Below are 20487 nucleotides of genomic sequence, written 5' to 3'. Positions count from 1 at the left end.
CGGTCGGGTCAGCGACTGGGGTGAAGTCGTAACAAGGTAGCCGTAGGGGAACCTGCGGCTGGATCACCTCCTTTCAAGGATGTCTCTTGAGCGGGTGTGGCTTTGGCTGTGCCTTTGAGAGACGTTCGACAAGTCCCGTGTTGGATCAACGCGGGCGTGCCTGGATTTTGCCGGGCGTAAGATGCGCGTGGCGCCGTCAGCATATCCCTTCCTGCAATGATCGAGTTCGAGTTCGGGCCAAATCTGTTTGGGGCTAGTAGCTCAGTTGGTTAGAGCACACGCTTGATAAGCGTGGGGTCGGAGGTTCGAGTCCTCCCTGGCCCATGCCATCCTGTCTGCTTTGCAGCCAGGATGGCATCCCCCGGAGAGCCTAGGGGCGCACGGGCTGTTTGGCATGGGGGCGTAGCTCAATTGGTAGAGCACCTGCTTTGCAAGCAGGGGGTCGTCGGTTCGATTCCGTCCGCCTCCACCAGGGTTGGTGTTGAGGGGGTGGGGGTCATTGCGGGAAAGCCTGGATTGGGCGGCATGGCGCGAGCGATGTCGTCCGGTGTGTTGTGTTCTTTGTCAGTGTGAAGAGGTTGGTGCGTTTCTGTTGGCGGCCGCGGCTTGGGTGTCTGACCCGAAGGCTGTGGTGGCGAGCAGAAGCGTCGAGAGAGAAGAGTGTGCTTGGGATGACCAAGTGATGTGCAGGTCGATCTCGCAGTTCGTGAGGATTGTCCGAGACTTCGCTGTGTTGAGTCGTATGGCGTGTTTTTCGAGAACCGGAGCGGAGCGGCCGTCGGGCCGTGAGCACCGGAGCGCAGAGGAGTGCGTCTAGGCGGCCAGCACAGTAGAAGTATCGCGCGATCCCCCGGGTGTGGGTGGTTCCTGTGCGTGTGTTTGAGTATGATAAGGGCATTCGGTGGATGCCTTGGCACCAGGAGGCGATGAAGGACGTGGCACGCTGCGAAAAGCCATGGGGAGCCGCGAGCAGGCTTTGATCCGTGGATATCCGAATGGGGCAACCCACCTAGCGATAGGTATCATGATCTGAATAGATAGGGTTATGAGGCGAACCCGGGGAACTGAAACATCTCAGTACCTGGAGGAAAAGAGATCAACTGACATTCCGCTAGTAGTGGCGAGCGAACGCGGAGCAGGCCAGTGGTTTATGGGACGCAAGCAGAAGGGTCTGGAAAGGCCGGCCGGAGCGGGTGATAGCCCCGTATGCGTAATGGCTCATGGATCCTTGAGTAGGGCGGGACACGTGAAATCCTGTCTGAACATGGGGGGACCACCCTCCAAGCCTAAATACTCCCTGGTGACCGATAGCGAACGAGTACCGTGAGGGAAAGGTGAAAAGCACCCCGACGAGGGGAGTGAAAGAGACCTGAAACCGGATGCCTACAAGCAGTCGGAGCCTTCGAAGCACGCGAGTGTGGGTCGGGTGACGGCGTACCTTTTGTATAATGGGTCAGCGAGTTTCTGTTTGCAGCGAGCTTAAGCCGTTAGGTGTAGGCGCAGCGAAAGCGAATCTGAACAGGGTGTTTAGTTGCTGGCAGAAGACCCGAAACCGAGTGATCTAGCCATGGCCAGGCTGAAGGTGCGGTAATACGCACTGGAGGGCCGAACCCACGCCTGTTGAAAAAGTCGGGGATGAGCTGTGGCTAGGGGTGAAAGGCCAATCAAACTCGGAGATAGCTGGTTCTCCGCGAAATCTATTGAGGTAGATCGTTGGATGTTCGCCTCGGGGGGTAGAGCACTGGATGGGCTAGGGGGGCCCAAAGCCTTACCAAACCTAACCAAACTCCGAATACCCGAGAGTGTAGTCCGGCAGACAGACGGTGGGTGCTAAGGTCCATCGTCGAGAGGGAAACAGCCCAGACCACCAGCTAAGGCCCCCAAATCGTGGCTAAGTGGGAAAGGATGTGGGGATTCCAAAACAACCAGGAGGTTGGCTTAGAAGCAGCCATCCTTTAAAGAAAGCGTAATAGCTCACTGGTCTATTAGAAACCCTGCGCCGAAGATGTAACGGGGCTCAAGCCACGTGCCGAAGCTGTGGGTGTGTGAGTAACATCATACGCGGTAGCGGAGCGTTCCGTAGGTCTGTGAAGGGGATGGGGTGATCCTCCCTGGAGATATCGGAAGTGCGAATGCTGACATGAGTAGCGACAAACAGTGTGAGAAACACTGTCGCCGAAAGTCCAAGGGTTCCTGCGCAAGGTTAATCCGCGCAGGGTGAGCCGGCCCCTAAGGCGAGGGCGAGAGCCGTAGTCGATGGGAATGGGGTGAATACTCCCCAGCCTGCCAGCAGTGACGAATGCGAGATGTTGTCTGTCCTTATCGGATTGGGCGGGCTTTTTGAGCATTCCGGGAAACAGCTCTGGCGTATAGACCGTACCCGAAACCGACACAGGTGGACTGGTAGAGCATACCAAGGCGCTTGAGAGAACGATGCTGAAGGAACTAGGCAAATTGCTCGCGTAACTTCGGGATAAGCGAGACCCTTATGTGGGCAACCATGTGGGGGTGGCACAGACCAGGGGGTAGCGACTGTTTAGTAAAAACACAGGGCTCTGCGAAGTCGCAAGACGACGTATAGGGTCTGACGCCTGCCCGGTGCCGGAAGGTTAAGAGGAGGTGTGCAAGCACTGAATTGAAGCCCCGGTAAACGGCGGCCGTAACTATAACGGTCCTAAGGTAGCGAAATTCCTTGTCGGGTAAGTTCCGACCTGCACGAATGGCGTAACGACTTCCCCGCTGTCTCCAGCATCGGCTCAGCGAAATTGAATTCCCCGTGAAGATGCGGGGTACCCGCGGTCAGACGGAAAGACCCTATGAACCTTTACTGCAGCTTTGCAGTGGCATCAGGAAAATGCTGTGTAGGATAGGTGGGAGGCACTGAAGCACGGGCGCCAGCCTGGGTGGAGCCATCCTTGAAATACCACCCTGAATTTTTCTGATGTCTAACCGCGTCCGGTCAGCCCGGACCGGGACCCTGCATGGTGGGCAGTTTGACTGGGGCGGTCGCCTCCTAAAGTGTAACGGAGGCGCGCGATGGTGGGCTCAGGCCGGTCGGACATCGGTCGTTGAGTGCAATGGCATAAGCCCGCCTGACTGCGAGAGCGACAGCTCGAGCAGAGACGAAAGTCGGCCATAGTGATCCGGTGGTCCCGCGTGGAAGGGCCATCGCTCAACGGATAAAAGGTACTCTAGGGATAACAGGCTGATCTCCCCCAAGAGTCCACATCGACGGGGAGGTTTGGCACCTCGATGTCGGCTCATCACATCCTGGGGCTGGAGCAGGTCCCAAGGGTTCGGCTGTTCGCCGATTAAAGTGGTACGTGAGCTGGGTTTAGAACGTCGTGAGACAGTTCGGTCCCTATCTGCCGTGGGTGAAGGAGACTTGCGAGGACTTGTCCCTAGTACGAGAGGACCGGGATGAACGCACCTCTGGTGCACCGGTTGTCGCGCCAGCGGCACCGCCGGGTAGCTACGTGCGGAAAAGATAACCGCTGAAAGCATCTAAGCGGGAAACTTACCTCAAAACCAGGTCTCCCCAAGGGCCGTGATAGACCATCACGTCGATAGGCCAGATGTATACATGCAGCAATGCACTCAGCTAACTGGTCCTAATCGCCCAATTGACTCAAACCACACGCACAGCAGTCACCCACACACCCACTCTCTCCCCGCCGCATCGCACCAACCCCACACGCCCGAGCCCACACACCAACGGCTGGCTCGGACGACCTGGTGGCCATGGCGGGGAATGATCCACCCGATCCCATCCCGAACTCGGCCGTGAAAAACCCCAGCGCCCATGATACTGCACCACAAGGTGCGGGAAAGTCGGTCGCCGCCAGGTCTTCCAAACCAGCCCTCACACACATCACCCACGCGGGGTGGAGCAGCCCGGTAGCTCGTCAGGCTCATAACCTGAAGGTCACAGGTTCAAATCCTGTCCCCGCAACCACTTTCACCGAACGTACGAATGTCTCGTCGCCGGCCAGCTTAGCCGGCGACGCTGCGTTGCGTCTGTCGGTCAGGCCGAGACTCAGCATCGCGCCAATCTCGCCAGTGATATCAATCACCAGACCAGCGGCATCGAACACCGGCCCCACCGTGATGCGCTCGATCAGCCCGCGCGCAATCTCCAGCGCCTCCTGTCCGCCCCTCTCGCGCTTGAGGGCCTCTTGCAGCGCCGCGACACGATCGCGGTAGAGCGTGGCGAGGTTTGGGTGGAGCCGCGGCGCCGTCGCCGTTGCGCTTGCAAGTTGGTCTTCGAGGAATGATCTGCGTGCTTCCAACTGATCAAGCTGCTTTTGCAACCCGGGCCCCCGAAAGCCTTCTGCGAGCGCGTCGATCAGGCCGGCGAGCTTGCGCTGGACCTGAGCCAGCTCGCGCTCCTGCTGTTCACGTCCGGCTTCCTTCTCGGCCTGCACGCGGTTCCATTCGGCGGTGAACTCGCTGATGAAGGCGGCGACGGAGCCAGGATCCATCAGTTGGGTGCGCATCGCGTCGAGCACGAGGTCGTCCAGGGTCTGGCGGCGGATGCTGCGGCGGTTGTCGCACACGCCCTGCTTTTTGGCGGCGTTGCAAGCCAGGTAGTCCCGGCCGCTGTTGCTGAACGCGCCGCCGCAGCAGCCGCAGAATACCTTTCCGGTCAGGATATGCTGGGCGCGGCGCCTGTCCCAGAAGCGTGGCCGCTCCGGATCATCGGCGCCTGAGGCGGATCGAATGTCACCGAGCCGCGCTTGCACCCGTGCCCAAAGCTCGTCGTCGATGATCCGCAGCTTCGGGACGTCCACCGTGATCCTGGCATCACGAGGGTTCAGGCGGGAGACGCGGTTGCCGGTCGCCGGGTCGCGCACGTAGTGCATCCGGTTCCAAACGAGGCGGCCGATATAAAGCTCGTTACGCAGAATGCCGGTGCCACGTGTGGCATGGCCGCGCACGGTGGTGTCGCGCCATGGCTTGCCGCCCGGTCCCGTAAGGCCCTCGCCGTTGAGAGTCTTGGCGATCGCGATCGGGCTAGAGCCTGCCGCGAACAGGGCGAAGATCCGCTGCACGATCAGCGCCTCAGCCGGACAAATGATACGTTCCCCGCGCACAAGATCGCCGCGGTCGTGAAAGTGGCGTGCGACGCGGTAGCCGTAGCTCAGGCCGCCCCCCGACTTGCCGGCTTCGACCCGGCCTGCCAAGCCCCGATGAGTCTTGGCGGCAAGATCCTTGAGAAAGAGGGCATTCATGGCGCCCTTGAGGCCGACATGCAGTTCGCTGATCTCGCCCTCCGACAGCGTGGTCAGCGTGACGCCGGCAAAAGCCAACAACTTCCAGATGCCGGCCGTGTGCTCCTGGTCGCGGCTGATGCGGTCCAAAGCTTCGGCCAGCACAATGTCGAAACAGCCGGATCGCGCATCGCTCGCCAGTGACTGCAGGCGGGGGCGGTTTGTTGTCGCGCCGCTGAACGCGTAGTCCGCGTAAACCTCCACAACAGTCCAGCCCTCGCGCTCAGCGCGGGCCCGGCAGGTCCGCACCTGATCGTCGATTGAGTGCTCGGACTGGTTCTCGGACGAGTAGCGCGCGTAGATTGCGACACGTAAAGGCATCGGAATTCCTCGACCGGGCGGAAGCTTATGCTACTGCTCGATCGGTGCGATCGCCAATGGCGTGGTCCGTGTGCGCTCCTCGGACGGCTCGCTCAACGCTTGGTCCTAGTTTGCCTTGCAGGCCCGGGAAGGCGGCCTCAGAAATCGTGGCGAGACCCAGACAATTGTCGATCGTTCCGGCGCGATCATCTCAGCTGCCTACGGCAATCCAGACGTGTTGAGACCGCTCTGATCTGTCGACCCTTGTGCGGCCTGCTCAGCGTATAGCTCGCGAGCTGCTTGCCGCGCGAGACTCTTGACCAACTCCTCAAGCGGCCGTTCGTTCCGGGCGCCCTTGTTTTCGCACCTGTTTCCTGTGCTGAACACGGCGGTGCCCAATGCGGCCCGAGGTCGGTGATTTGGAGCGCCGGAAGTCATCGGCGCAAATAGATACAGCAGTCCCAGTTGCTGTCAGCAAGATAGCTCGCGGCCGGTGCAGGGTCTGTGCCAAACATAGGATCGGCAGCTGTGCCGGTGAATACGAGTTATGAATGTCCTGCCTCGGATGGAAAGTTTGGAAGTTGATCAGTGGCGCTCCGCATGAACACGGTCGGCGTCGATATCGGCCGCTCCCTCCCGGTAGCCTCCCAAACAGCCTGAGAACGCTGGGGAGCCCCGCCACATAGTGGTCGAACCGGGTTCGGTCCGGGGGCGCCACGACATCGACGAGCCGACGTGATGCGCACGCGCCCCGATCAGCCAGGTAGGAAAGGTATTTCTACGCCGCCGCGTGCAATTAACTGCAATTAACTGCAATGAAGAACTGTAGGCCTGTCGCCCTCATTTGAGCCGCTGCCGGTCTGGTGGACACCGGCAGGATATCTCACTGGACCGAAGCTGGGTGACCCGGCCGCCGGGACAACCCATCCGCGGCTTCCGGCTCGATGTCCGGTTGCTGGATAGGAGCTGCCATAGGGCGGTCTGATCCCTCGACCGGCAGCTTCGCGCGTCATTTCGGACGTTCAACGCCTCCCGCGACATGTTCCATAGCGGACGCGTCAGTGGTAGCTGCTATTCGCAGCATCTCGACCATTGAGGTGCCCAGACTGGCGTTCCAAACGCGAACACCGGCATCAGCTCGACGTCGAAAGCTATGTCCTGTAACGCTTTATGCTGCGTCACGTCCACTCTATTTACGAGCTACCGCAGCAGCGCTCTCGGATCTGTGCTGGCCAACAAACAAGACACCTAGCTGCACGCTCTGGGCAAAACGGTTTGATCTCAGGGCTTAGGTTGCGAGAAAAGATAACCTGCGCGGACGTTGGCAAACTGCAGCGACTGCCGCGGGGTCGGAGGTCCGGCCTTCTAAGATGGCGCATGCGATTGGCTCTGGGAGACACAGACCGAACTTGAGGGCTTCCTCGATATTGTCGGGGAGCCGCGGGTGCACGGTGTTTGGCTCGATAGCATCGATGGCCGACGCCACGTCGCTTGGAGCCCGGGTCCTCACAGTGACGCTGAAGTCGTCGAAGGATGTCGCCAGAAGGCCGAGGTTGTTCAGGCCCGACGCGATGGATGCCATGGCGGCGCCGCCGGCGAACCCCCACAGCAAGACATGCCCTTCGCCGTCCGCCACGAGCGGAAGCGCGCCGCCGTCCACGAACTCAAGACGCGTGCGGATCTGCTCCAGAGCCATCGCAGCGCGCCGTGACAAGCGACATCCAGGGTGGGTTCCGGTCACCACGCGTTCGACGGCGTCGGCCACCGCGCTCGACATCGGGCGCCCTGCGCCAAGCCAGCGCGAACGACCGCCGCCCTCGGTAGGCAGGACAGAGACGGTCCGGCGTCTCCAGTCGACTTCAGTGACCCTCCAACTTCTCCCGCCAAGCGAGATCACGGCAGGTTCGCCGCCGTGGCCTAGCGTGATGCTTGCCGGATGCACCGAGCCCAAGTCCAGTGGCCCGTGCCGAACGGCCAGCAGGAGGGGTTGGCTGAAGGCGGCGACGAGGTCACCAAAGTGCCGACGGCCGAATTCGCGCTCGCCGAAGGATCCAAGGCCGAGGATGCCCATGTCCGTAACGAGGATGCCGTTCGCCAGCATGTGCGTGAGAACGTCCTGGCGGTCTGCCACCGGCACCGCGTCCGTCGCGGCGCCGAGCCACAGGTCGATATCGGCCTGTGCGATGCCTTTCTCCTGGAGGACGAGCGCCATGACCTGCTGGGCGAAGATGTGCGATGGCCGCGGCGGAGCGCGGATCGCTTCAACGACTCCCTCCCGCCACAGAGTTGCGAGGGCGAGACAGGCCAGCAGCTCTTCATCGTTGGTGGCCAGGAACAGGCAGTTCCTGGTCGTCCCGCTCCGTCGTCCCGTGCGGCCCATACGCTGGAGAAAGGAAGCGACACTCGGCGGCGTACCAACTTGGATGACCCGGTCCAAATCGCCAAGGTCCAGACCGAGCTCGAGAGTGGATGTCGCCACGACGACGCAGTCCGGCTCAGAAACGAATGCGGCCTCGGCCTGCCGGCGTTCATCAAGCGAGAGCGACGCATGCGACACGAAGGTCCTGACGCCCGCCGCCCTGAGCCCCGCCGCGATCTCCTCGACGCGCATCCGGCTATCCGCGAAGACCAGCCGCCGTTCACCACGGTGCAGGCGCGCGATGACAGTGACTGCGTTACGGACCGATCCGACGTGATCGGCGGTGACCTCGCCGTCCGTAACGGGGCTCATGGGCCCGAGCACCCGCCCACCGCGCCCCAGTGTCAGCCAGGCGAGCAGCTCGGTAGGGTTGCCAACCGTCGCCGTTAAACCGATGCGCTGGATCTGACGTCCTGTGAGGCGCTCCAGGCGCGACAGCAGGAACAGCAGATGCCAGCCTCGGTCGTCTCCGGCGAAGGCGTGTAGTTCATCCACGACGACCGAGCGGACGCCGCTGAGGAGATTGACGTGATCGAGGCGCGCCGAGATCAGCATCGCCTCTAGGGATTCGGGCGTGGTCAGGAGGATCTCGGGTGGGTCTCGCAGCATCCGCTTCCTGGCGGGCTCGCCGACATCTCCGTGCCACAGGCCGACGCGCAGGCCGACGAAGCCGGCGTATCGTTCGAGCCGCGGGGCCAGGTTGTTTAGAAGGGCCTTAAGCGGACAAACGTAGATCGCCGACACGCCCCACCCGCCCTCTACTGCGATGCGGGAGATCAGCGGGAACACTGCTGCCTCTGTCTTCCCACCGGCGGTCGGAGCCAGCAGCAGTGCGTCCTCGCCGGCCATCACCGGCTCGACGGCCTCGGCCTGCGTGGGCCGCAGGTCGGGCCAGCCGAGGGTGCTGACAATGTGGTAGCGTAGCGCGGGGTGAAGCGCGTCAAACGCTGCGCTCACGGGTCGAGCTCGACGTCGTCCACGTCGGTTGCGCCGGCGGCGGCGCGTTCAGCTCTGGTCATCTCCCGCTCATCGACAGTCGGCGCGTAGTGCCGGCGTGGGTCGAAGTCGGCGAACTGGTCCACACGGTCGAGCACCTCGGCGACGAGCTTTCGGAGGTAGAGGCGTGGCGCGACGCCGGCACGTCCGCCGAGGCGTCCCGCGACGCCGCGCGCGAGGTCGGCGACGTAGCCGTCGTCTACCACTTGGCGGATGCGTCCCTCCTCGGCGCTATGCTCGGCGAAGAGGTCGCGGACCCGCCGCCCTACGGTGGCCAGGGCATCGAGGTCGAAGCCCTGTAGCCGCACCTGCACGGCGCGCGGGTTGTCAAACCGCGAATCGGTGGCGAAGTCCGTATGGAGCCTTTGCGCGAGCGGCGGGAGGCGTTGGACGCCTTGCGGTCCGTCGAAGAAGGCCGTTGTGCCGGTCACGACCAGGTAGAGGCCAGGATACCGACCGGCATCGAGTTCATCGAGGACCTGCCGCAGCGCGTTGAGGCCCTTCTCGCGCGTGTCGGCTCGCATGCGCTGGATCGTCTCGGCCTCATCGAGGACCAGGACGAGGCCAGATCGGCCGCTGTCGCGCAGAATCGTCAGGAGGCCGCCGAGGAAGTGCATTGCCCCGAATGCATCGAGGTCGCCCTTGATCCCCGCCGCCCGCTTGACCGCGGCGGCGACGTTCGGCTGGCCACCGAGCCAAGCAATCAGGCCCTCGGCCAAGCCAGCATCATCGACGAGAAGGGCGCGGCGATAGGCGCGGAGGATAGCGGAGAAAGCGGGTGCGGTCCTCGCGATCGTCGCGAGCCGGCGCTCCATGACGACCTCGGTGGCCGCAGCCAGCGCTGCCACGTCGTCGGGGGCAATCCGGCCCTCGGTCAGTACGTCCTCCTCCAGGGTGTAGAACCACCCATCCACGGAGGGCCTGAGGGCCCCCTCGGCGGTGTCGGAGGTCGCAAGGCGTTCCACGAGGCGGCGGTAAACCGTCTCCCAGCGGTGCAGGGGCGTCTCGGTCTCGCTTACCTGGACCTCGGCCGTTGCGAAGCCCGCGGCGCGAGCGCGTTCCTGCAGCCAACGCGCCATGAAGGTCTTGCCCGACCCGTACTCGCCGCGAACTGCCTTGAAGGCTCCGCGCCCGGTTGAGGCCACTGCGAGGTCCGCGTCTACCGCCGTCTCGAAGCGGTCCACCCCTACAGCGAAGGCGGCCAGCCCCTCGCGGGGCACGGTGCCACGGCGGAGGGCGTCGAGGATCGCGGCCCTGCGTTGAGCGCCAATCATCAGCGACTGCCGAGTTCAAATTGCAAGCGGAGCAGCAGCTCGTCGAGGATCACGTCGTCGCCGTCGACGACGAGGATCTGCGCCTGGTCGAGATTGAGTACGCGCCGCGCCGCACTGACAAAGCCCGCGATGCGGACCAGCGGGGTTCCCAGAGCCTCAGCCAGGCCTGCGCGTGTGATCCTGCCGCCGCGTGCTGCAAGCGCTGCCACAAGCGCGCGGATCTGATCGTCTGGTGGCGCCCCGCGCCCAGCCAAGATCCGCTGGGCGGAATAGCTTTCGGAGCGCAGCAGCGCTTCGATCCAAGACGGCGCACCCGCTATCGGCGCCGGGCTCCGCGACGGTACCCCGGGGGCGGGTGCATCGCGACCGCGGCCTGGCCCGCCAATGAACAGATCGACCTGACGTGGCTCTGCCTTCCGGCGCCGAACCGATGGTGCGGCTTCCTCAGGCGTGCCTGGAGGCTTGGCCTCTGCGTCGGTTCCGCGCCACCACGCCGGCTCTGCTGGCGACGCCTCGGTCCAGCCAGAGGGCGGAGCGGAGGATGAAAGTACGGCGATAGGCACGAGAACCTCTTGTGGGGCTGCACCCCCATGATAGCCGCCCCGCCGCGCGGCAAAGCGGAGGCGTTCGCTCCAGGCCACGACGATAGACGTCGCGCCGCCGGGGGCTAGAACTCGGCCGCCCGCAAGCGAGATCTCGCCGTCCGACGCTGGCGCGCCGGCGCTGCGCCAGCGATCGCCCGCCCCGCCTGGCCTCTGGACGGTGCCTTCATCGACCACGTGACCATGGTCGCTGGTGATGACGATGATCCGGCCGGCCTGCCGGGCGGTGTGCAGCAGGGCGGAAACCTGGCGGAAATCATCGGCGGACCAGGTGATCTCGAGCTGGTCGCTCCCCGACAACTGGGCGTCGACCGCGTTGTGGACAATCCCGACGACCTTCTGCTGGAGGTCGGCCACGGCTGCCTGGACGTCGATGCCGAGTCCCGGACCGACGCCGAGGTCGGCCTTGTGGAACAGGCGCGGTGGCTTCCCCGACCGTGACACCGTAACGAGGCTTGCAAGCCCGGCGAAGCCAGCTCGCTCCGCCGCCTGGTCACCGCGCGTCAACCTCCCGCAAAGTAGGCTCGCCCGGGAAATCTCGGTGACGGAGGGCAGCGCCGCCGCCGCGATGAACGCACCGCGCCCATCTGCCGGGGCGAGCTCCACCCAGCCAAGCCGGCCAACAGTCTCGGCGAGCTGGCGCCAGACAGCGAAGCTGAGGCCGTCGAAGACGATGAGCAGGACCGGCTTGTCGTGCGCCAGCGGAGCGACCACGGCATCCAGGACACGCTCGACTGGGAGCGGCACGTCGCCGGACCCGCCGCCCTGGTTCCATCCTCTTAGCAGCGTCGCGAAGCTCTGGTTCTCCGTGTCGCGTTGTGTGGCAGCCGCCTTGGCAACACGCGCGTAGGCGTTCGCCACCTCAGAAAGGTGGTCTCCGCCGCGGAGGGCCTGCCGGGCGCGGTCCACGAAGCCGCCGTCTGAAGCGTAGCCTGCGGCAGCTTCGCCGAAGCTACGGAACGGCTGCAGCCGCGCCTTCGTAAGCCAGCTCATAAGTCTAGCGGCCATGGTCAGACGCCCGATCCGTGCGGCGTTGTCTCCGGCGCGGTCGTGACCGGCGGCGTTGCGAACCCCGGCCCAGGCGGCGCCCGCGTCGTCGGCGTGACCTGTCTCTGTCGCGCGGCACAGCGCGTCGGCTGCTTCGCGCATCCTGGCATCAAACCCAAGCTGCAAGGCTGGGCTGAGCCCCGCGGCCCGCTCTGCCCGGATCTCAGTCAGTATTGCTGCTGTCCGCGTCTCCACGGCCCGACACGCCGCAGAATCATCGCGAGCAAGGCGACCAAGCACCCGACGTCCCGCCTCGGCGAGGTTCCGCCCGACGGCAGGATCGATCGGGACGCCGCCGACGAGCGGCTCGAGCCGCACGGCAGCATCCCGGAGCTCAAAACGCGACATTGCCGCTTCGCCAAACACAACGCCGCAGGCCAGTGCGATGGCTAGAGCGTCGCCGCCGCGGCCCACCGACGCCGCGCCCAATACCAGAGCTGCAGCCGGTCCTGCCTCCATGCCAAGTCGGCTGGTCAGGGCCTGGCGCACATCCGGCGGAAGTTGCGCAAGCCGATCCAGGCCGACAGGGTCAAGCGTCCAAGTCAGCAGGGCCACCGCGTCGCCGCGGCCTTCCGACAGGCCCAGCACCTCTTCGAGCGCGGCTCTCCATGCGGTGTCGAGGTCAAGGGCGCCCCCAGATGCCGGGCGATACCCGTCTCCAGGCACTTGAGCCAGAAGCAGATCGGCGAGCCATCGGTGGGCGGCCAGCCGCGGGTCGACCATGTGAGCTTTAAAGAGGCTCCGCAGCGCTGACCACCGATCGGTTTGTTCGAGTCTGGCGCGTGGGAAGCGCGCGATGATGTCGCTGGCGAGGGCAGCGGCGTCGAGCGGAGTCAGCAGGATCATCCCGTCGGCGTTGGCTTCCGCCTCGCTGAGGCGCTCCCGTATTTCGAGCTCCGAAGGGCACCACGCAACGCGGAAGTGCTGTCCTCGCCGCTCAATGATCTCGGGCCAGGTGCGCTTGACCGGAGAACGCATGGCGAGAACGCGCGCGCCGGCGTCTCGCCGCAGGAGTTCCTCCAACGCCCGTTCGATCTCGGCCCGGTCCGGCGCCAGCAGAGGGCTCAAGCAGCGCCACCGGGCTTCGGCCGGGTCAGCCGCCACGAGATTGTAAGCCGGGCGCCGGGAGAGGCGACCAGGCGACCTCTTAGCTCGTCAATCGCCGCCGTCGCGGCGGAAGCGTCCAGCACGATTTGTTGGCGTTCGTCCACCACCTCCTCACCGGCCGGCGGCGCGGGCGCGGGGGCCGGTGGGATTGGGGGAGGCGGCGAAGGTGGCGCCTCGGCCAGCAGCCGCGAGGCCCGGGTCTGGACGTCGCGCAGGATCAGCTTGAGTTGAACCGCATGCTCGTCCGCGTCGAGCATTTCGACGAGCCTCGCCCGCAGGCCCCCGGCGGCACCCTTGCGATGATCGCCCAGGCCAATACCGGCCTCAATGATGTTCCAATCGGCCGACGCCACTGCCTCCCGAATCTCGGAAAGCGCCGCCAGGAGACGTCCGACGGCCGCCTCGCTGGTCTCGAGTTCCGCATCGGCCAGCGCCTCGACGCGAGCGAGCGGCGTGGCCGCCCCGGCGAGGTCGCCGAGAAGATTTTGGGCGGAGCGCATCGTGGTGAAGCGCGGAGCCGTAGCCGCGACGCCGAATCGCTCTGCCCGTTGCCAGAGGTCCTTCAGCAGATCGGCAAGGAGCGTCCGCTTGGCGGCGCCCTTGTCCAGAAGCTCGGCTGCCAGGGCCGACAATGTTGCGCCCTTCCGGACCTCACCTGATTTCAGGCCGAACAAAGCCGCGGCGCGCTCGCGCGCCTTGGCCCAGCTCGTCTCGTCCGGAAGAGCTTCCTCCCGCAGTTCAACAGTGTCGTCGATGCGGTCGAGCGTGATCGTCACGGGCGCGCCGTTGCGGACCGGCGCGCGGTCAGCCTGCGCAGCGAAAGCGAGGATGACGAGGTTCTGCACGCGCGTCGGCAGGCCCATCGGCTTCGGCTCGTCGATCCAGCCGCGGAGCTTCGTCACCGTCAGCGGCCCGTCCCCGAACCGCACATGCATCGTGGCGAAATGGTTCGCCCAGTCGTTGGTCAGTTGCAGATGCGTCTGGCTCATCACCGCAAGCTTCAGCGGGACTGCGATCCCGCCGAGATGCTTGCGGTCCGCCGGTTCTTCAATGAACTGCCGCTGGTCCGGCGCCTGCGCCGCCGCCTGGACGCGCTCCAGCACGCGGCGGAGCACCGCGTCCCGCACCTCGGTATCGAACACCGGATGGGCCGGGTTGCGATGCTCGAACCAGCGATCCAGGAGCTGTGTCACCGCGCCCTTCATGTCGGCGCCGACCGGCATCTGCGGCACGAAGGTGCCCTGGAGCGACACCAGCCGGTCTTCGGGCGGTACCGGCGTCCCGATGCAGCCATCGTTGTCGTTACGGATGCCGTAGGCGGTTTCGATACAGGCCCGGATACGCTGGTGCAGCGCGCTCTGCTGGCTGCGCAGCACGGCCCGCGCCTGTTCGCGGTCGGAGGCGGAGAGCATTCGCGCTGCTTCGTTCAGCCGCTCGCCGCCTCCTGCAAGCAGGAAGTCGATGCGGACCAACGTACCGAGATCCTTCATCGCGCGGTCGCTCAGATACGCAGGTTGCCACACCACGCCGCCCGAGGCGCCGTCGTCGTTGAAGTTCTTGGCATGGGCCAAGTGTGTCGAAGGTGGCCGCCCTTTCGGATCGAAGGGCAGGCCGAGCACCAGCACCGGCGCGCCGCGGCCCTTCAAGCGGTCGGCGCTCATCTCGGCCACCGCCTCGAAGTAGAGGTCGACCTCCCGTTTCGTGCCGCGCCAAGCGTGCTCGTAACTCACGAAGGGCTGGGCGCCGATGAGGGTGCCATCCTCCCGGATGCCGAGCGCGTCAAACAGGATCCGCTGGAGCTTGCTTCGCCGCTGGCCGTCATTGTCGGCCTGGGCCGCGTTGGCGAGGATCGGCTCCACGTCGACGCCGCTGATCTGCAGCGACACGATCGGCGTCTGGTCATCGGTGATGCGGATCTCGCCGATCCGCGAGGCCCATTTCCGGACCTTCTGAAGGACAATACCCCCTTCCCCTCCTGGCACCGGCGACACCACCGTCCCATGGTTCAGGGCGGCCAGCCGGGGCGCAGTGAGTGCCCGCAGCGCCGGCACCTCCGGCACCAGAGCCGCCAGCAACAGGGTCTTCAGCAGGCGTGCGTCATTCGCAAAACGCCGGGCGACCTGCGGGTCCGCGCGCCCGTCCTGCAAATCCTGCCACGCCACGTTGTGCTCTTGCTCCAGGAGCGGGAGCAACTTCAGGGTCCAGAGCTTCTTGGCGTTTTCGAACTCGATCAACATCCCATCCGAGAAGGGCTGGTCGCCGGTCGAGATCTCATCCCAAAGATCGCCCACCGGAATCAGAGCGCCCAGGCGCAGCTCGTCCCGCCGTTTCACCAGCAAGGTCAGCATCAGCTTCAGTGCCGTGCGCTCCCGCTGCAGGACCGACGACGCGGCGATCAACGCCTGCACCAGGGCCGGGCTGAACGGGTAGGTCATGCGGAACAGCGCCCGCTCACCGTCCGAGCCGAGCAGCGTGTCCAGCACCGTTTGCCGAGCGCGCATCACCCGGTCGAACTCGGCATCGATCTCCTGCTTCGCCGTCTCCGACTTCGGCGCGAGGAGGCGCTTTTCGGCAATCACCGGCAGGTTCCGGTCCTCAAGCACGACCTTGTCGAACCGCGCCTCCCAGTATTTCAGCGTGTCGAAGAAGCGCACCTGAAGCGCGCCGGCGTGCTGCTGGCCGATGAGGTTGCGCAGGTCGCGCTGTCGGGCCACGAAGGACACGATCGGGATCGGCCGGTTGGCGTCCTGCGCCTCCACCAGCTTCGACAGCTTCGATCCCTCATCGTTGACGAAGTCCACGTCGCCGGCGCGGCTGGCCAGCCACAGGATCAGCTCGTCAAGGAACAGCACGACAGCGTCGTAGCCGAGCCGCTTGGCATGCTGGCTCATGATGGCGAGGCCGGCGTCGAGGTCCACGAAGGCCTCGCCGCGCGTCGCCGCCACGCCGGCATAGTTGCTGAAGTACGCCTCGATCAGCCGGCCAACCAGGCGCTGCCGCTCCTCGCCCTCAGGCGGCTCCAGCGTCGCGGCCTCGAAGGACCCGGCATCCCACTGGTTGCCGTAGTCGCCCCAGCCATCGTCGCTCGCGGCGGCGCCCTCGTTCAGGTGCTGAAAGAAGGCGTCGTCGCCCATCTTGGCGCGAAGGCCGCTGGCGTCCTCGAACAGCTTCTCGCCGAGGTAGAAGCCGGGCGTGGGCGCGGCCGGCTCGACCTTGCGGACATGCGCTGCATAGCCGCCCAGGATGGCGCTGGTGACGTCCTTCGCCCCGATCATGTGGTAGGGCACCATCAGGAAACGTTTCCCGCCAAGCCAGCGGTCATGCTTCGTCACCAAGCCCGCGAGTTCCGGCACGCCGCGCGCCTTGGCGTGGCCGGCCAGCAGCAGGTTCAGCACCGCCATGAAGTGCGACTTGCCGGCGCCGAAGGAGCCGTGGAGATAACAGGCCGCGCTCTTACCGCCCTCGACCGAGCCCTGGATGAAGCCGAGCGCCTTGTCGAAGGCATTGGCGAGTTCCTTGGTGACCACGTAGCTCTTGATGGTCTCGGCCGCGCCGGCCTCGGTGACACCGTCCGACAGCTTCAGGACGAAATCGTTGGTCTGCACCCGTTCCGGGATGTTGATGAGGTCGCGGAGCAGCGGGCGGCTAGAGGGAGAAGTCATGTCGCTCATGCCGTGGTCCTCCGGGCACGTGTGCGCCGGGCGGGCGCCGGCGGCGTCCAGTTGCGGAGGTCGTCAATCGTCAGGCCGCGCTCGCGCGCTTCCTCCTCGATGAATCCGGCGAAGTAGTCGCCCATGCGTAGTCCGGTTTCCGCGTCTATCTCGTTGTGCCACTGGCGGAGCCAGGGGACGAGTTCCAGCAGGCCGGCCAGCATCGGCAGGAGCCGCGCGGAGGGCCAGCCATCCGTGTCCCGCCGTTCCACGTAGAGGGAGGCGAGCGCCCGGGCGCGAGCGAGGTGGTCGTGGCCGGCCCAGAGGATCGGCAGGCTGGGATCGGCATCGCGGGCGCAGTGGGGGAAGGAGACGAAGCGCTCCTTTGGCACGTCGAGGCCGCCGCGGAGTCCCCAGAAGCTCGCCGACTGGAAGTCGGCCGACTTGTATTTCGGCGGCACGGGGATGTCGCCGACCTCCGTCGCCTTACGACGCTTCGTCTCTGCGGCAATGGCGGTGTCGGCGGCCTGCTGCACGGTCTCGGCACCAAGGCCGACAGCCATTCGGGAGGCATAGGCTTCGGCGGCTTCCCCCGCGCCGCGCGCATTCTGGCGGGAGTAGGCGGCACGGAGGAACTTGTCTCGGCGGCCCGCCAGCTCCTCGTCGATGGCGTCCTCAGCGCGCTGCTTCTCCCAGGCTGCTTCCCAATCCGCGCGCTTGCGCAGGCCCGTCTCGCTGTAGCGGAGGGCGGCAAGGAAGGGCACGGATTCAGCCGCGACCAACTCTGCCATCAAGGCTTCGAGGTCGAAGCCGCCGCGGCCGACATAGAGTTCTGCGACGGCTTGGAATTCGGTGTCGGCGCGTGCTGAGTCTGCGAGGCTGCGGCTGGTGACGATACGGGTGTCCGCAGCGTCCCAGAAGCGCGCGTCTTCCAGCCTGTCGAGCAGCCAGGCCCGGAGCGCGTTCCGCTCAATGGTCTCCCATGATTCGGAGGACCAGCGGCGCTTGTACTCGGGCCGCTCGACCATGCCGATGGTCGGGTCGGACTCGATGAGTGCGATGCGGCGCTCGACCGTGGCCCGGTAGTCGTCAGGCCAATGGGTGGGCAGGTCTGTTATAGGGGTGGAGCAGTGGCGGTCGAACCAAGCCGTCTCAAGCTCCTCGGCTGCCATGCGGCGGGCCATGAGGATTTCGAAGGCGCGCTCGCCGAGGCGGAGCGGTGGCGGGCTGGTGTGCTGCGGCGGCGAAGTTCGCAGGCCATAAAGGCCATAGCAACGCCAGTCGAGTTCCTCCTGCAGTGCGATCATACGAGCGCGGGCTGTCACTGCGTCGGCACGGGCAGCTGTTAGGGAGTCCTGGGTCGGAACTGCAATAGCGCGATGTGTCACCAGCAGGCTTTGGCCGAGTTGCCGCGCCTCATTGTCGAGGGCACGGGCTAGGTCAACGGGGCGATCAGCAGCGAGGGGAAAACGACCAATCTTGCCGCCGTCGTGCTCGTAGAAGCGCTCCCAGGGCTCGTTTGCTATGCCACCACCAATTCCACCGTTTCCTCGATCCATAAGGACGTTTTTCATCCAGAATCGGGCGGTGGACGAGTTGAGGAGTCCCAACACACCCAGGTGCTCATCTTCCGACGCTCCGGCTGGAAGCTTAATGATCGGTGCTGTTCGGCCAAACACCATCTTCCCGCGATCAAGAACGAAATGGTTATGCGTCGCCACAAACGGGAAGGTGATGGTAAGCCCGCCTAGGCGCTCCAGCGCCGTCTGATGCCACTCCCACCAGGGGCGCCCTTCGTCGAAGTAAGTGCGTTGGCTGAAGGTCGCTCGATTTCCCATTACTGTTCGCGCTAGCCAAAGCCAGCGGGCTGTCATCGGCATCTGATCGAGTTGCAGAAGCCCAGACTCGTCGTAGGGGAAGATTACCGCGTCGGCTTCGGTTATACGCCAATCTCGTGTCTGATCCCCGACGACCAGAGACCGTATTGCGCTTGGTTCACACCTGGTCCGTCTAAAGGCCGCCGTATCCGCTAGCATGACTTCGTCTGCATTGGTCATGCCGAATACCCCGATAGCTGCCGCCATCTGCGCTAAGCGCGGGCGGTCGTCCTCGATAGCCGCCTGCACCTCGGAAGCGCCGCCGCCACCCATATTCCAGGGATGCCGTGCGAGAGCCGCGCGTTCAGTATCTTCGGTGCTAATGAAATCGCTTTCGGACGTTGCTAAATCGGTCTGTCCTACGATCGCCGACCAGACCAGCCCGTGCTTCGGAATCTCCGGTGCTGTTGGTTCACCCCCCACCCCGCGCACTGTCCGTACCACCTGTGCGACGGGTGTGCGGTTGCGCCCGAAAAGGATCGCCGTCGGCGTGCCATGGCCAGGAATGTAGGCGCCGGAAGTGTCGACGATGTGGGTTAGATCGAGCCGCGGCAGCACATCTTGGATCAGCTTCCTTCCGAACTCTCGCTTCATGAAGCTGTTGGCAACAATCAGCCCGACAAAGCCCGCGGCCTGATCCCTCGTGCCCTGCTCCGCCAGATCGAAGAAACGCTCGGTAAAGGGCGCGCCGAGCCCGTATTTCATGTGGCAGCTATCGTAGATCTCGCGGTAGGCGTACCGCATCGCCGCGTCCTTGGGTGTAATGTAGGGTGGATTGCCGACCACGGCGTGGTACTGACGACCGAGGATGGCATTTACGGCGTCAGCGTCTTCCGCCGCGTAGTGGTGGCGCAGCACGCGCCGGAAGCCCTCCTCCGCTCCGCCCAACTCGTGCCGGGCGAAGTGCCGTCCATGCAGCAGGCTGTCGCCAGTGGCGAGCTGGAAACGGAAATCTGGCGCGGCGGCCAAACGTTGCACGCCCGCTCCCTTCAGTGCCGCGACCAGCAGGCGAAAGCGCGCGATTTCCACCGCAAAGGGGTTCAGGTCCACGCCCCCCACTGCGTCCAGCGCCTTTTGCACCTGCGCCGCTTGCGGCATCTCCGGCGCATGGCGCGTCCATTCCGCCAGCAGCCGGGCAAACCCGCTCAGCAGGAAGTGGCCACTGCCGCAGGCCGGGTCGATCATCCGCACCTGCTCATGCCCGAACTCGCGGATCGCCGGGTCGAGGGTGCGGGAGAGGATCCACGCCTCCACAAAGTCCGGCGTCTGCAGCAAGGCGAAACGCTTGCGCGCCTCCTCCGACAGATACTGGTAGAGGTCACCGAGGAAGCGGGTGTTCCAGTCCGGGTCGGCGAAGTCGTGCACTAGCGCCGCGGTCCCAGCCACACGCTGGCGGAAGAAGTCGAACAGCTCCTTTGCCCCGTCGCCCGAGACGGGCAGCCGGAACAGCGGATTGGGGGCGGGATCGTAGAGGCCGCTGAGGCCCGGCAGCCGCGCCGCCTCCCCGAACATCGCCAGCAGGTATTCGGCGTCGCTGTCCGTCGGGTGGGCGCGGAAATGCTCGCGCTGCCGCAGCTGGGCGAGTTCAAGTCGCTCCCCGGCGCCCGAGACGAGCGGGTGGTCCAGCAGGCCGTTGTCCTCGAGGAAGCGGAGGAACACGAGGGCGAGGATCCAGTGCACCGTCGCCTGGTCCACCGCGGCGCCGAAGAAGGTCTCGAAGGTGTCGGCGGTACGCTTCGTGTCCCGCGCCTCCTGCCACTCAGCCTCGATTGCGGCCCGGCCAGCGGAGGACACGTGATGGTGACGAAGATCGGCCTCCAGCTTCTTCCTGAGCTTCTTCAGACCTTCAAGCAGTCGCTCCGCGTTCACCATTAACTAGCCCGGCCCCTGTTATTCATTCTTGGTGTGGAACATCGCAGGCCTAGCCCTACCCGGCAATCCTCCT

6 protein-coding genes, 3 tRNA genes and 3 rRNA genes (1 of these 12 running past the window's edge) are annotated in these 20487 nt (G+C 64.9%); 6 read left to right on the top strand and 6 right to left on the bottom strand.

Annotation, left to right across the window (positions count from 1 at the left end; genetic code table 11):
* From ACQY4K_RS06430 to ACQY4K_RS06405, 6 genes are all read left to right on the top strand, one after another.
* A 16S ribosomal RNA gene (locus tag ACQY4K_RS06430) occupies positions 1-74 on the top strand; it begins 1435 nt to the left of the window's first position.
* Between the two features lie 176 nt (positions 75-250).
* Positions 251-324 (top strand) — tRNA-Ile (locus tag ACQY4K_RS06425).
* A 72-nt stretch (positions 325-396) separates the two neighbouring features.
* A tRNA-Ala gene (locus ACQY4K_RS06420) sits at positions 397-472 on the top strand.
* Positions 473-877: 405 nt separating this feature from the next.
* Positions 878-3636: ribosomal RNA gene (locus ACQY4K_RS06415) — 23S ribosomal RNA — on the top strand.
* Positions 3637-3731: 95 nt separating this feature from the next.
* Positions 3732-3847, top strand: a 5S ribosomal RNA gene (gene rrf / locus ACQY4K_RS06410).
* The 16S, 23S and 5S rRNA genes sit together here with 3 tRNA genes alongside, the layout of an rRNA operon.
* A 31-nt stretch (positions 3848-3878) precedes the next feature.
* Positions 3879-3955, top strand: a tRNA-Met gene (locus tag ACQY4K_RS06405).
* Here the strand turns inward: ACQY4K_RS06405 and ACQY4K_RS06400 are convergent.
* From ACQY4K_RS06400 to pglX, 6 genes are all read right to left on the bottom strand, one after another.
* A complete protein-coding gene (locus tag ACQY4K_RS06400; protein ID WP_428395998.1) occupies positions 3912-5591 on the bottom strand; it encodes a recombinase family protein in 1680 nt (559 codons plus the stop codon). The two genes, ACQY4K_RS06405 and ACQY4K_RS06400, sit on opposite strands and share 44 nt — an antisense overlap.
* A gap of 1267 nt (positions 5592-6858) precedes the next feature.
* A complete protein-coding gene (locus ACQY4K_RS06395; protein WP_428394442.1) occupies positions 6859-8946 on the bottom strand; it encodes a DEAD/DEAH box helicase in 2088 nt (695 codons plus the stop codon).
* On the bottom strand, positions 8943-10259 hold the full coding sequence (gene brxD / locus ACQY4K_RS06390; protein ID WP_428394440.1) for a BREX system ATP-binding protein BrxD: 1317 nt from the start codon (positions 10257-10259) through the stop codon (positions 8943-8945). The genes ACQY4K_RS06395 and brxD overlap by 4 nt, the downstream gene beginning before the upstream one ends.
* Positions 10259-12976 carry a BREX-2 system phosphatase PglZ gene (pglZ, locus tag ACQY4K_RS06385; protein WP_428394438.1) on the bottom strand — a complete coding sequence of 906 codons (2718 nt, stop codon included), beginning with the start codon at positions 12974-12976 and terminating at the stop codon, positions 10259-10261. The genes brxD and pglZ overlap by 1 nt, the downstream gene beginning before the upstream one ends.
* Complete coding sequence (locus tag ACQY4K_RS06380; protein WP_428394436.1) at positions 12973-16620, bottom strand: hypothetical protein; 3648 nt, start codon at positions 16618-16620, stop codon at positions 12973-12975. The genes pglZ and ACQY4K_RS06380 overlap by 4 nt, the downstream gene beginning before the upstream one ends.
* 62 nt (positions 16621-16682) lie before the next feature.
* Positions 16683-20414: a BREX-2 system adenine-specific DNA-methyltransferase PglX gene (gene pglX / locus ACQY4K_RS06375; RefSeq protein ID WP_428394434.1), complete on the bottom strand. Its 3732-nt coding sequence runs from the start codon at positions 20412-20414 to the stop codon at positions 16683-16685.
* Positions 20415-20487: the final 73 nt, after the last annotated feature.

The organism is Lichenicoccus sp. (genome assembly GCF_965276875.1).
Lineage (GTDB): Bacteria > Pseudomonadota > Alphaproteobacteria > Acetobacterales > Acetobacteraceae > Lichenicoccus.
Note: the sequence above shows the minus strand (reverse complement) of the source record. Positions and strands in the feature narration are given on the sequence as shown.

Bases quoted from the DNA above. Each gene is read 5' to 3' on its own strand.
- pglX (WP_428394434.1), bottom strand. From the start codon at position 20,414: ATGGTGAACGCGGAGCGACTGCTTGAAGGTCTGAAGAAGCTCAGGAAG.
- brxD (WP_428394440.1), bottom strand. From the start codon at position 10,259: ATGATTGGCGCTCAACGCAGGGCCGCGATCCTCGACGCCCTCCGCCGT.
- ACQY4K_RS06400 (WP_428395998.1), bottom strand. From the start codon at position 5,591: ATGCCTTTACGTGTCGCAATCTACGCGCGCTACTCGTCCGAGAACCAG.